This is a genomic window from Rhodoferax sp. (assembly GCF_030646845.1).
Lineage (GTDB): Bacteria > Pseudomonadota > Gammaproteobacteria > Burkholderiales > Burkholderiaceae_C > Rhodoferax.
This window is the reverse complement of record NZ_JAUSLE010000063.1, coordinates 82,164-95,145: the sequence shown is the minus strand read 5'-3', so window position 1 is coordinate 95,145 and position 12,982 is coordinate 82,164. Positions and strand designations below refer to the sequence as shown.

Annotated in this window: 11 protein-coding genes; all 11 read left to right on the top strand. The window is 60.2% G+C overall.

What is annotated here, in order from left to right:
- Positions 1–3: 3 nt before the first annotated feature.
- Positions 4–1,062, top strand: coding sequence for a GTP-binding protein (locus Q7T10_RS15460; protein ID WP_304750002.1), 1,059 nt, complete (start codon positions 4–6; stop codon positions 1,060–1,062).
- A gap of 232 nt (positions 1,063–1,294) precedes the next feature.
- Positions 1,295–2,401 (top strand): RNA polymerase-binding protein DksA, encoded by a 1,107-nt coding sequence (dksA, locus tag Q7T10_RS15455; RefSeq protein WP_304749999.1) that lies wholly within the window; start codon positions 1,295–1,297, stop codon positions 2,399–2,401.
- A 41-nt stretch (positions 2,402–2,442) separates the two neighbouring features.
- Positions 2,443–4,239 carry an STAS domain-containing protein gene (locus Q7T10_RS15450; protein ID WP_304749996.1) on the top strand — a complete coding sequence of 599 codons (1,797 nt, stop codon included), beginning with the start codon at positions 2,443–2,445 and terminating at the stop codon, positions 4,237–4,239.
- Positions 4,240–4,311: 72 nt separating this feature from the next.
- Positions 4,312–4,857, top strand: coding sequence for an ATP-dependent protease subunit HslV (gene hslV, locus Q7T10_RS15445; protein WP_304749993.1), 546 nt, complete (start codon positions 4,312–4,314; stop codon positions 4,855–4,857).
- A 57-nt stretch (positions 4,858–4,914) separates the two neighbouring features.
- Entirely contained in the window at positions 4,915–6,246 is a 1,332-nt protein-coding gene (hslU, locus tag Q7T10_RS15440; RefSeq protein WP_304749990.1) for an ATP-dependent protease ATPase subunit HslU, read from the top strand.
- 258 nt (positions 6,247–6,504) lie between these two features.
- Positions 6,505–6,933, top strand: a complete 429-nt coding sequence (gene mraZ / locus Q7T10_RS15435; RefSeq protein ID WP_304750251.1) for a division/cell wall cluster transcriptional repressor MraZ — start codon at positions 6,505–6,507, stop codon at positions 6,931–6,933.
- A gap of 9 nt (positions 6,934–6,942) precedes the next feature.
- Positions 6,943–7,884: a 16S rRNA (cytosine(1402)-N(4))-methyltransferase RsmH gene (rsmH, locus tag Q7T10_RS15430; RefSeq protein WP_304749987.1), complete on the top strand. Its 942-nt coding sequence runs from the start codon at positions 6,943–6,945 to the stop codon at positions 7,882–7,884.
- The gene (gene ftsL, locus Q7T10_RS15425; protein WP_304749984.1) at positions 7,881–8,222 is read left to right on the top strand and encodes a cell division protein FtsL; all 342 of its coding nucleotides are present in this window, start codon (positions 7,881–7,883) and stop codon (positions 8,220–8,222) included. Before rsmH ends, ftsL begins: the two co-directional genes overlap by 4 nt.
- The gene (locus Q7T10_RS15420) at positions 8,219–9,961 is read left to right on the top strand and encodes a penicillin-binding protein 2 (protein ID WP_304749981.1); all 1,743 of its coding nucleotides are present in this window, start codon (positions 8,219–8,221) and stop codon (positions 9,959–9,961) included. The genes ftsL and Q7T10_RS15420 overlap by 4 nt, the downstream gene beginning before the upstream one ends.
- Entirely contained in the window at positions 9,961–11,535 is a 1,575-nt protein-coding gene (locus tag Q7T10_RS15415) for a Mur ligase family protein (protein ID WP_304749978.1), read from the top strand. Before Q7T10_RS15420 ends, Q7T10_RS15415 begins: the two co-directional genes overlap by 1 nt.
- Position 11,536: 1 nt before the next feature.
- Positions 11,537–12,976 (top strand): UDP-N-acetylmuramoyl-tripeptide--D-alanyl-D-alanine ligase, encoded by a 1,440-nt coding sequence (gene murF, locus Q7T10_RS15410; protein ID WP_304750249.1) that lies wholly within the window; start codon positions 11,537–11,539, stop codon positions 12,974–12,976.
- The last annotated feature ends 6 nt before the right edge of the window (positions 12,977–12,982 follow it).

Genomic DNA, 12,982 nt, shown 5'->3' with positions numbered 1-12,982 from the left:
ACGATGAGTCTCATTCCTGCAACCATCCTGACGGGCTTTCTGGGCTCAGGCAAGACAACACTCCTCAAACGGGTGCTTGAAGAAGCGCACGGCCAGAAAATCGCCGTGATCGAAAACGAGTTTGGCGAAGAAAATATCGACAGCGACATCCTGGTGTCAGACACCCAGGAGCAGATCATCCAGATGAGCAATGGCTGTATTTGCTGCACCATCCGCGAGGACCTGCGTGCCACGCTGCGCGACCTGGCGGAGAAAAAACGCAAGGGTGAGCTCGACTTTGACCGGGTCGTGATCGAGACCACCGGCCTGGCCGACCCCGGTCCGGTGGCCCAGACCTTTTTCATGGACGATGAAATTGCGGAAAGCTACCTGCTGGACTCGATCCTGACGCTGGTGGACGCCAAACATGCCGCGACGCAATTGAATGAACGCCAGGAAGCGCGCCGTCAGGTTGGCTTTGCTGACCAGATATTCATCAGCAAGACCGACTTGGTGCCGGGCGATGAGGTGGAGGCGCTGATGCATCGCCTGAAACACATGAACCCGCGTGCGCCGCAAAAAGCGGTGCATTTTGGTGAAGTCGCCTTGAACGAGGTGTTTGACCTGCGCGGGTTCAATCTCAATGCGAAGCTTGATATTGATCCTGATTTTCTCAGGGAGGAGGAGCAGGCCCACGAAGGGCACGAGCACCACGATCATGCGCCTGGCGAGCATTGCGATCATCCGTCTCACAGCGCAGGCGGCGGCCATCACCATCACCATGACGACGATGTCAAGAGTTTCGTCTTCAAATCGGATCGCGCCTTTGACCCCGCCAAGCTGGAGGACTTCCTGGGCGCTATTGTCAATATCTATGGCCCGCGGATGTTGCGTTACAAAGGTGTGCTTCACATGAAAGGCACTGACCGCAAGGTGATCTTCCAGGGCGTGCACCAGTTGATGGGAAGTGATCTCGGGCCGGCCTGGGCGGAAGGTGAGCAGCGGTCCAGCAAAATGGTCTTCATCGGCATTGACCTGCCGAAGGACATCTTCTTGCAGGGTATGGAACAAAGCCTTGTTTAGTCTGAAACTATATTTATAGGCTGGAAGCCAAATGATTGTCTCGATTTTGCAACTGATGGGTTTCGCTGTGGGTAAACCTGTAAACTCGCGCGCCAGTGAAATAGCGCAAAGCAAGCCTTCAAAAGCTCGCAATGAGGGTATAAGCTCAAAGGCGTCGGACCGCGCTCCATCCAGCAGGGACGCGTCGGCCAGCGAGACACATGCGCAGGCAAATTCTGCGAGGAGGCAAGAAGTGAAAGCTCAACCCGGTAAAGCCAAAGCGGCGTCCAAAGCGGTCAAGGCGGTCGTCAAGGCCAAGCCTGCCGTCAAAGCCGTTGTCAAGCCGGTGGCCAAGGCCAAATCGAAACCGGCTGAGAAAAAAGCCAAACCCGTGGCGAAGGCGGCTCCCAAATCAGCGGCAAGGGCCGTGGTTAAAGCGTCGGTCAAGAAGGCCGCACCGGCCAAGGCCGTGGTGAAGGCCCCGGTTCGGGGCAAGGAAGTCAAACCCGTAGCCAAGGCCACCGTCAAGGCGGCCCCAGTCAAGGCAGTCAAGCCGACGGTCAAAGCGGTCAAGCCGACAGCCAAAGCAACAGTGAAAGTAAAGGATTCAGTGAAAACGATGATCGCGAAAGCCGGTAAACCCGAGGTGGTGGCGCCTAAAGCCAAAGTAACTCATTCCGTGACGCCCGGTACCATGGCGAAGGCGGCCGTATCTGCCCAGCCGGTGGCGGCAGCGCCAGTCGCGGTCGCATCAGGACCCGCCCGAGCAGGGCGCCCTTCCTCACGGCTGGCGCAATTGACGGTTCCCTCCATGGCACAGTCGGTGGCATCCACTGCTGCCAAAGCCAGTTTCATGCAGACCGCGTCGTCCCCGTTGATCGTTCCTCCCCTTGCTTCGGCCATCAAGAAGGATCCCAAACTTGCCAACAACTGGAAGACAAAGCCGGTTGAGCAATTGACGGATGCGGAATTGATTGCGATGCCAGACGATGAGTACATGAACGATACCCAGATGGCGTTTTTTCGCCGCAAGCTGTCGTTGCTGAAGCAGGAGATCCTGAGCAACGCGGGCGAGACGACGGAGCATCTGCGTGAAGACACGGTCGTGGTGCCAGACCCTGCCGATCGGGCCACCATCGAGGAAGAGCACGCACTTGAGTTGCGTACCCGGGACCGGGAGCGCAAACTGCTGAAGAAAATCGAGCAGTCGATCGTTCGCATAGACGCGGGCGATTACGGCTATTGCGATGAAACGGGTGAGCCGATCGGAGTCGGACGTTTGCTCGCCCGCCCAACGGCGAATTTGTCTCTTGAAGCCCAGCAGCGGCGCGAACTCAAACAGAAGATGTTTGGCGATTGACGTCAGACGGTCCTCGATCACCTCCACTGCGTCTGCGTCTCATGGCAACCAAAGACATTAACTCCGGTTTGCTGTCCAAGATGGCCAGGTTCGTCCGTAACCCGACGAAAGACTGGTCGGAGCTGGACACGCCGGAGCCAGAACAGGAAAGCGGCTATAGCAAATTGGCGCTCAAGGAGATGATTGAGCGCAAGCGGCAAAACGACTTTGTGCGTCGGCGCGAATTTGACCATCTGCGCAAATTGCGTCGCAACGGACCGTCGCTCAGCCCCGACGTTGCGGGCCGTCCGTCTTTCTTTCAGAGCAGCATCGCCTCCAACCAGGATGAGCGGGCCATGACGCTCAAGAAGATCGATGAAATTGAAGCACAGATGTCCAGGCAGTGGTGGAAGGGCAAGCAGGACGGAGTGTCGGTTCAGGGGGGCAACTTTCCCGTAGCAGCCAGTTCGTCCGGGATGGCTGATGACAGTGCATCGATGAGCGTCGCACCGAGAGAAAGAACCAGTATCTTTGCGTCTACCCAAGCATCCGAGTTGGACCCGGCTTTCGACTCGGGACCAGGGGCTGATTACGAATCCACCCAAATGGGTCTGGCCGCGCCGGCCGACTCCGGGCTGTCGGGTGCTCCGCCGCAGATGATGTCATTCAAGAACCAGGGAAGCAGGAATTTTGACGCTGGGATCAGTGAATTTTCGACATCCAAAATATTGACGGTCGAGTTGGGCGATAACCTGGCCGACGCCGAACTGGAAGAGGCGGCCATCCGTTTCGCCAATGGCGATGATGCGGGTGCTGAGGCCGGTCTTCTGGCTGCGCTGCATGCGCACAACGTCCATCCAGATTCGGCCGACGGCTGGGCCGCCGCCTTGTTCGACCTGTATCGTGCGACCGGGCAGCAGGCGAGTTTCGATCGGGTCGCCCTCGATTACGCTGAACGCTTCGGGCGCTCGGCACCGGCGTGGTTCTCAACCCCCGATTTGCTGGGGCGCAGGTCGGCGGCATCAACTCGGGATCAGGGCGCTGCGCCGGCGCAAAGACGCCAGGCCGCTTGGGAATGTCCTGCAGTGCTTGACCTTCAGGCAGTGCAAGCCTTGCAGGCCAGCTTGTCGCGTGCTGCAGCGCCCTGGCACCTGAACTGGAGCCGGCTGGACAGCATCGCGCCTGATGCGGCGAGGGCGTTGGCGGACTTGTTTGCCGGATGGTGCAGGCAGCTCGTGCAACTTCATTTTGCCGGGGCCGACGTTCTTGAGAAGACCTTGAGGTCGTGCACCCCAGCGGGTGACAAACGGGTTGATTCATTCTGGTGGCGACTTCGCCTCGACGCCTTGCGGATCATGCGTCTGCAGGATGAGTTTGAATTGGCGGCGCTGGATTATTGCGTGATCTACGAAGTGTCGCCCCCCCCCTGGGCCGACGCCCAGTGTGGTTTTGTCCACGAACATGTGGATCCAACGAGGTCCCTTGAAGTTGCCCAAGCCCTGTCGGGCGATGTGGCGCCTGGCCCGCTGGGCGACTTGAGTCAGGCGCTCACCGCGCCAATGGGGCTGGACACCTTGCCCGCTGTCATGGTGGAGTTGACTGGTGAAGTCCTGGGTGATGCGGCAGAGGCACTGGACAAACTGCAGGCCGGATTGAAGGGGGCTGATCGCCTCGTTATTTCTTGTTCCCGGCTGATTCGTGTCGATTTTTCGGCGGCGGGAAGCATCCTGAACTGGGTGGCTGTGCGCGAGTCCGAGGGTTGCCATGTGCAGTTTCGCGATGTACCGCGTCTGGTGGCCGTGTTCTTCAGTGTGATCGGCATCAACGAGCACGCACGGATCGTCCTGCGTACCAGTTGATCCGAATTTATTAGCGGGCCGCGCCCCATTCCAGGCTTGTTTTCAAGCTGGATGACCTGATCTACTAACGACATGGAACAATTTCACGGTACGACCATCATCAGTGTGCGACGCAAGACGCCTGAGGGCATGCAAGTGGCCATTGGTGGCGATGGGCAGGTCACTCTTGGCAACATTGTTGTGAAAGGCACTGCCCGCAAAGTGCGCAAGCTTTACCACGGCAAGGTGCTGGCTGGTTTTGCCGGCGCCACGGCCGACGCCTTCACTCTGTTCGAGCGCTTCGAAGCCAAGCTCGAAAAGCATCAGGGGCATCTGGTCAGAGCAGCGATCGAACTCACCAAGGATTGGCGAACTGACCGGGTATTGCGCCGCCTGGAGGCCATGCTGGCGGTGGCGGACAGCGAGGCCTCGCTCATCATCACCGGCAACGGTGATGTGCTGGAGCCTGAAAACGGCATCGTCACAATCGGCTCGGGTGGCGCCTATGCCCAGGCTTCGGCCATTGCCTTGCTGCACCACACCGAGATGTCGGCGCACGATATCGTCAAGAAGTCGTTGGAGATCGCCGGTGAGCTGTGCATCTATACCAACATGAACCACACCATTGAAACGTTATGAGGCGTGGCGGGATCGACCGCCATTGCATCACAAAAAGCGCTGCTCTCAATTGAAATTATGTCCTCTATGACCCCGCAGGAAATCGTTGTCGAGCTTGACAAGCACATCGTTGGCCAACACCAGGCGAAGCGCGCCGTGGCCATTGCCTTGCGCAATCGCTGGCGCCGCCAGCAGGTGGAGCCCGGCCTGCGCGCAGAAATAACGCCCAAGAACATCCTGATGATCGGCCCCACGGGTGTGGGCAAGACTGAAATTGCCCGGCGATTGGCACGGCTCGCGGATGCGCCTTTCATCAAGGTCGAGGCCACGAAGTTCACCGAAGTCGGCTACGTTGGCAAGGATGTGGATGCCATCATCCGTGATCTGGCCGATATCGCAGTCAAGCAAACGCGGGTGGCCGAGATGAAGAAAGTGCGCACGCGCGCCGAAGACGCTGCCGAGGAGCGTGTGCTGGACATCCTGATTCCGCCGCCGCGAGGCGATTTGGGTGCCGTGCAAAATGCGGAGACTGAGAGTACGGCGCGCCAGTCTTTTCGCAAGAAACTGCGGGAAGGCCAGTTGGCGGACCGGGAAATCGAGATTGACGTGGCGCAGTCTGCACCGCAACTCGAGATCATGGGCCCGGCTGGCATGGAAGAGATGACCGAGCAGTTGCGTGGCATGTTTGGGCAGATGGGAAGCCCCAAGCGCCAGACGCGCAAGCTCAAGATATCGGAAGCCTTGAAGTTGCTGATCGATGAAGAGGCGGCCAAACTGGTCAATGAAGAAGAGATCAAGACACAGGCATTGCACATGCTGGAGCAAAACGGCATTGTGTTCATCGACGAGATCGACAAAGTCACCTCGCGCTCCGAGGGCAGCGGTGCCGAGGTATCGCGCCAGGGTGTACAGCGCGATTTGCTGCCGCTGGTCGAGGGCACGACCGTGTCCACCAAATACGGCATGGTCAAGACCGATCACATCCTGTTCATTGCCTCGGGCGCTTTCCATCTGAGTAAGCCCAGCGACCTGATCCCTGAGTTGCAGGGCCGTTTCCCCATTCGTGTGGAATTGCAGTCTTTGTCAGTGCAGGATTTTGTCGCGATCCTGACGCAAACCCATGCCTCGCTGGTCAAGCAATACCAGGCGTTGCTGGCCACTGAAAACGTCACGATCGAGTTTCAGGACGCTGGCATTACACGGCTGGCGCACATCGCATTCGACGTGAACGAGCGCACCGAGAACATTGGCGCGCGGCGCCTGTCAACGGTGATGGAGCGCCTGCTTGATGAGGTGAGTTTTGATGCCGCCCAGCTCGGTGGCCAGACCATTCAGATCGATGCCGCCTATGTCGATGCACGACTCGGTGAGCTCAGCCGGGATGAGGATCTGTCCCGTTACATTCTGTAAAGATCCGTGCGCCGAAAGATGTGCGCATTCAAGCATCACTTTCACAACCCGCGCTAAGTGCTTAATTTAGAACGGGTTTTGGTGCTCTGACGCTTGCGAAGTCGCCTCTAAGTCCTTGATTTCATTGGAAAAAATTGTTGTAAGCCCGCTTGCGAAGATCGTTTTTACTGATACAGTGCAAAAAAGTGCAATTAAGTGGTGAAAAGTGCCTTTGCACTTCCAATTTCTTGCATGGTTACAAAAAGAGGGCGCACTGTCGTGTTTCAAGGGGCTTCATCATTAAGTCTGGATACCAAAGGTCGGCTGTCTGTGCCAACCCGGCATCGTGACGTACTGAATGCAACCGCCTGCGGCCAGCTCACCATCACCAAGCATCCCCACGGCTGTCTGATGGTTTTCCCGCGTCCCGAGTGGGAGAAATTCCGCGAGCGCATTGCAGCCCTGCCGATGTCGGCCCAATGGTGGAAACGGATTTTTTTGGGCAATGCCATGGATGTCGAGATGGATGGCACAGGGCGCGTGCTGGTCTCACCCGAATTGCGCGAGGCCGCAGGAATAGCGAAAGACACCATGCTGCTGGGCATGGGCAACCATTTCGAGCTGTGGGACAAGGCGACTTATGACGCCCAGGAAGCCAAGGCGATGCAGGGTGACATGCCCGACGTCTTCAAGGACTTTTCTTTCTGAAGGCCGGCGGTGGACACCTCATGGAAACACACCACCGTCTTGTTGAACGAAGCAGTAGACGCCCTTTTCAACAATCCGGATACCGAGCCAGGCGATCTCAGCGCGGCTACGCATACCTATGTGGACGCCACATTTGGTCGGGGCGGCCACGCACGCCTGATTCTCTCCAGGCTGGCTCCGCAGGGGCGGCTGATCGCCTTCGACAAAGATCCCGATGCGTTGATCGAAGCCGCCACCATTCAGGATCCGCGCTTTTCCATTCGGCACCAGGGTTTCTCGCATCTGGGCGAACTGCCCCGGGCGAGTGTGGCCGGCGTGTTGCTCGACCTGGGCATCAGCTCGCCGCAAATCGACAACCCGGTACGAGGTTTCAGCTTCAGGTTCGAGGGCCCGCTGGACATGCGCATGGACACCACGCGCGGGGAGAGTGTGGCGCAATGGCTGGCCACTGCCGAAACGAATCAAATTGCGGAGGTGATACGTGACTATGGTGAAGAACGGTTTGCTGGCGCCATTGCAAAGGCGATTGTTGCTCGCCGACAGGAGCGGGGCCCAATTTCAACCACCACCGAGCTGGCCCAGCTCGTGGCTGACACGGTCAAAACCCGCGAGCAGGGCCAGAACCCTGCAACGCGCACATTTCAGGCTTTTCGGATTTTCATCAACGCCGAGCTTGAAGAGCTGCAACAGGCGTTAGAGGCCAGTCTCGATGTGCTGCAACCGGGAGGGCGGCTGGTGGTAATCAGTTTCCATTCACTGGAAGACCGCATCGTCAAGCAGTTCATCGCCAGGCATTCGCGCGATGAGTACGACCGGCGCGCGCCTTTTGCCGCGCCCAGGATCATGCATCTCAAGGCGCTGGACCGGATCAAGCCCAGGGCAGCCGAGGTGGCCTCCAATCCCCGCTCGCGCAGTGCGATCATGCGCGTGGCGCAGAGAACGACGGCATGATCAGGCTGAACCTTGTCTTGTTGCTGGCCGTGCTGGCCAGTGCTTTGTACCTGGTGAGCGTGCAGTACGAGTCACGCCGATTGTTCTCCGATCTCGACAAGGCCCGCTCGGAAGCGCGGCGGATTGAGGCAGACAATGAGCGACTGCAGGTGGAGAAGCGGGCGCAGGCCACACCGTCGCGTGTGGAGCGCCTGGCCAGGGAAAAATTGCAGATGCGCGCAGCGACGCCTGCCATCACTCACTATGTGACCTATAACGCCGAGCCATCCGCTGCTGCGGGTTCTGGCGATGCAGCTGCGGCTAGGGGTGGCCCTGGCGCGGTGGGGCAAATCCAATGAGTCGCAGCGTCGCATACACCTCCAGTCCGTTGCTTGCGAGCAGGACGCCGGTCTGGCGAAGCAAGTTCATTGTCGCGGCCATTGCCCTCGGGTTTGTCGGTCTGGCCGCACGCGCGGTGTACATCCAGGTGATTGCCAATGAGTTCTTTCAGAAGCAGGGTCAAGTGCGTTTCGCGCGAACGCTTGAGCTGCCGGCCAATCGCGGCCGTATCCTGGACCGCAACGGCTTGATCCTCGCGTCCAGCGTACCGGCGCCCAGTATCTGGGCCATTCCGGAAGATGTCGAGCGGGACAAGCCCCGGCTGCAAAAGCTGGCCCGGCTCCTGGAGATGCCGATGGCTGAACTCAACAGACGTCTGGAGGACGAAGACAAGACTTTTGTCTGGCTCAAGCGGCAGGTTGAAGAGTCGGTCGCACAGGAGATCAATGCGCTGGGGATCAAGGGGATCTACCAGCGCAAGGAGTACAAGCGTCAGTACCCGGAGGGCGAGGCTGCCGCGCATGTGGTGGGCTTCACCAACGTGGAAGATCACGGCCAGGAGGGTGTTGAGCTCGCTTTCAACAAGGATCTCGGCGGGCGCAATGGCTCCCGCCGCGTGATCAAGGACCGGCTGGGTCGTGTGGTGGAAGATGTGGGCGAGCAGACTGCGCCTGTCGACGGTCGGGATTTGCAGCTCAGCATTGACAGCAAAGTGCAGTTTTTTGCCTATCAAAAATTGCGCGATGCGGTGACCGTCAACAAGGCGCGGGCCGGCAGCGTGGTCGTGCTCGACGCGATCACCGGCGAAGTGTTGGCGCTGGCCAACTATCCCAGCTATGCGCCAGCGAAACGGCAGAACCTTAGCGGCGAGCAATTGCGCAACCGGGCCCTGACAGACACCTTTGAGCCCGGGTCCGTGATGAAGCCGTTCACGGTGGGGCTGGGCCTGGAGACCGGACGCGTCACGCCCCAATCCCTGGTCGACACGGGCGCAGGCAAGTACACCATCACCGGCTCCACAATTTCGGATTCGCATCCGAATGGCGTGCTGACGGTGGAGGGAATCATTCAAAAATCCAGCAACATCGGCACGGCCAAGCTTGCCATGCAGATGCAGCCCCGTGAAATGTGGGAACTCTTTTCGCAAGCGGGTTTTGGGCAAAAACCGCAGATCAGTTTCCCGGGCGCGGTGTCGGGTCGGCTACGCCCATACAAGACATGGCGGCCAATCGAGCAGGCCACCATGTCGTATGGCTACGGCCTGTCGGCCTCGCTGTTCCAGATGGCTCGTTCTTACACCGTGTTTTCGAACGACGGTCAGATCATTCCGGCCACGATGCTCAAGAGCAGTGAGCCGGCCGTGGGCGTGCGGGTCTTGTCGGTGCGCACCGCCGGCCAGGTGCGCAAGATGCTGCAAATGGCGGCGGGTCCGGGTGGGACGGGGCAGAAGGCACAAACCATTGGCTATTCGGTGGGTGGCAAATCCGGTACGGCCTACAAACAGATCGGCAAGGGCTATGGAACTGCCAAAAACCGCAAATACCGCGGTTGGTTTGTCGGCATGGCACCGATCGAGAAGCCGCGCATCATCGTGGCAGTGATGATTGATGAGCCCAGCGCGGGTCAGTATTATGGCGGCGCCGTCGCTGCGCCCGTGTTCAGCGAAGTGGTGCAGCAGACTCTGCGCATGATGGGCGTTCAGCCGGATATGACGGTCATACCGCAGATCGTGGCACAGGCGGAAGAGGAGAGCTTCTGATGCTTGAGTTTCGTACGCCTGCCGATGCCGCCAACTGGCTGCGCAGCCGCGTGACCGGCACGATTCATACCGACAGCCGCAAGGTGCGACCCGGGGACGGATTTATCGCCTGGCCGGGTGCGGCCACGGATGCCCGCCAGCATGTGGCCGGTGCGCTGGCCAGTGGCGCAAAAGCCTGCCTCGTGGAAGTGGCCGGTGCGGAACAGTACGCTTTCACGGATGACAGCATCGCCGCCTACCGCCACCTCAAGGTGGCCAGCGGCCCGATCGCCGCGGCATATTTTGGGCAACCCACAGAACACCTGGACGTGCTGGCGGTAACCGGCACCAACGGCAAGTCCGCCACCGCCTGGTGGTTGGCCCAGGCGCTATCAAATTTGAAGCAGGTGGCGCCTGTTCCATGCGGCCTGGTGGGTACTTTGGGCATTGGCCGGCCGCCAGCGCCAGGGCGTCTCAACGCTGCGGCTGAGGTCGTGGCGGATGGGGTGGAAGATGTGGTGGCCGAGATCGTGGCGACCGGCCTGACCACGCCCGATCCGGTGTTGCTGCAGCATACTTTCAGACGCTTTTTGGACGCGGGCGTACAGGCCTGCGCGATTGAAGCCTCCTCGATCGGCATCGAGGAACATCGCCTGAGCGGCACCCATATCCGGACCGCGATTTTCACCAATTTGACCCAGGACCATCTGGACTACCACGGAACGATGGAGGCTTACTGGCAAACCAAGGCGCGGCTGTTTCAGTGGCCGGGTCTGCAGTCTGCCGTGGTCAATATTGACGATGTCCAGGGCGCGGCACTGGCTGCCGATCTGGATGGCCGGCTGCCCGATGTCTGGACGGTCTCTTGCGCCGGCCCGGCACGACTGCAGGCACAAGACATCAGCTATGACGCGCTGGGCCTGCGTTTCGCGGTGGTCGAGGGAGCGCAGCGCCATCTGTTGCAGACCCAGCTGATCGGGACCTACAACGTCTCCAATCTGCTGGGTGTGATGGCGGCTATCCGTTCGATGGGTGTGCCGCTCGCGGCCGTCATCGCGTCGTGTGGTGACCTGACCCCCGTGCCCGGCCGCATGGAGTGTCTGGGCGCCCCGGGGCAGCCGCTGGTCGCAGTGGACTATGCCCACACGCCGGACGCCTTGGGCAAGGCACTGGTGGCGCTGCGATCGCTGGCTGATCAGCGAGGTGGGCAACTATGGTGTGTTTTTGGCTGTGGCGGCGACCGTGACATGGCCAAGCGGCCCCTCATGGGTGCCATGGCCGCCCGGTACGCAGACCGGGTGGTGGTGACCAGTGACAACCCGCGCAGTGAAAAGGTGGATGTGATCATCAGCCAGATTTTGCTGGGCCTGGCAGGCCATCCGCCTGTCACCGTCCAGCCTGATCGCGGGCTGGCAATTGCGCAGGCATTAAGCGGAGCTTCGGCGAACGATGTTTTGCTGATTGCCGGCAAAGGTCACGAGGACTATCAGGAGGTGGCGGGCCAGCGTTTGCCTTTTTCCGATCTGGAGCATGTGCGCCGCGCCTTGGCTGCCTGGGTTGCGCCCCTTGCCATACCGGAGCATCCCCATGCCTGACATGATGACGCTGGAGCAGACCAGGCGATGGCTTCCGCACGCGCGCCTGCTGGAAAATGGTGTGGGCGGTGGGGCAGTCGCGTTTCGACGCGTGCACACCGATACCCGCACGATTGAGGCGGGCGACTTGTTTGTGGCGCTGCGGGGCGAGCGCTTCGATGCCAATGACTTTCTGGCCGAGGCCAAGACCCGGGGTGCCGTGGCGGCCATCTGTCAAGAGACAGACCAGGGTGATGCCGACAGCCGCTTGCGCGCCGCAGGTTTGCCCGGCTTGGTGGTGACGGACGCCAAACTGGCGCTGGCGGCGCTGGCGACGGGCTGGCGTGCGCAGTTCAAGCTGCCCCTGATTGCGGTGACAGGCAGCAATGGCAAGACCACGGTGACACAGATGATCGCCGCCATCCTGCGTACCTTCAAGCCGCAGGCCTATCTGGCTACGCTGGGCAACCTCAACAATGACATCGGCGTACCCCTGACCGTGCTGCGTCTGCGCAGGCACCACGAGGTGGCCGTGGTCGAGTTGGGGATGAACCATCCGGGTGAGATCGCAACCCTGGCCGCCATCGCACAACCCACTGTGGCACTGGTCAATAACGCGCAGCGAGAGCATCTTGAATTCATGGCCACCGTCGAGGCGGTCGCGCAGGAAAACGGCGCTGTCATCGCTGCGTTGCCGGGCGATGGTGTGGCGGTGTTCCCAAGTGATGACTATTACAGCGGCGTTTGGTCGGCGAAGGCCGGACAAAGAGCGGTCCTTCGGTTTTGCGTCTCCGACGATGTGGACAGCGCGGCCGACGTCCGGTGCACGGCGGCACTGTGGTCGGGCGATGCCTGGCAAGTGACAGTGGCCACGCCGGCCGGTCCGTTGAGCTATACGCTGCACATTGCCGGTGTGCACAACGTCAAGAATTCCCTTGCGGCGGTCGCCTGCACATTGGCAGCGGGCGTTCCACTGGACGTGATTGCGCGTGGCCTGGCCGCATTCGAGCCGGTGAAGGGACGCTCCCGTGCGCTCGTGGTCCAGCAGGACGGACGCTCCATTACGCTGGTGGACGACACCTACAACGCCAATCCCGACTCGGTGCAGGCCGCCATTGAGGTGCTGGCGGCGTTGCCGGGTCCGCGATTGCTGGTGCTGGGCGACATGGGTGAGGTGGGCGACCAAGGTCCCAAGTTCCACGCCGAGGCCGGGGCGCTCGCGAGTCGTCTCGGCATCGATGCGTTGTTCACCTTGGGCGATCTCTCTGCCTCTGCTGCGACCAGTTTTGGCGAAGGTCGCCATTTTGGTGATATTCAGTCAATGCAGACGGCCGTGCTGGCGGAGCTGCCCCGGGTGGGCAGCGTGCTGGTCAAAGGTTCGCGATTCATGAAGATGGAGCGGGTGGTCGAGGCCATTACCGCCCATACACAAAACGACAAGGGACCAACTCATGCCAATTGACACCGA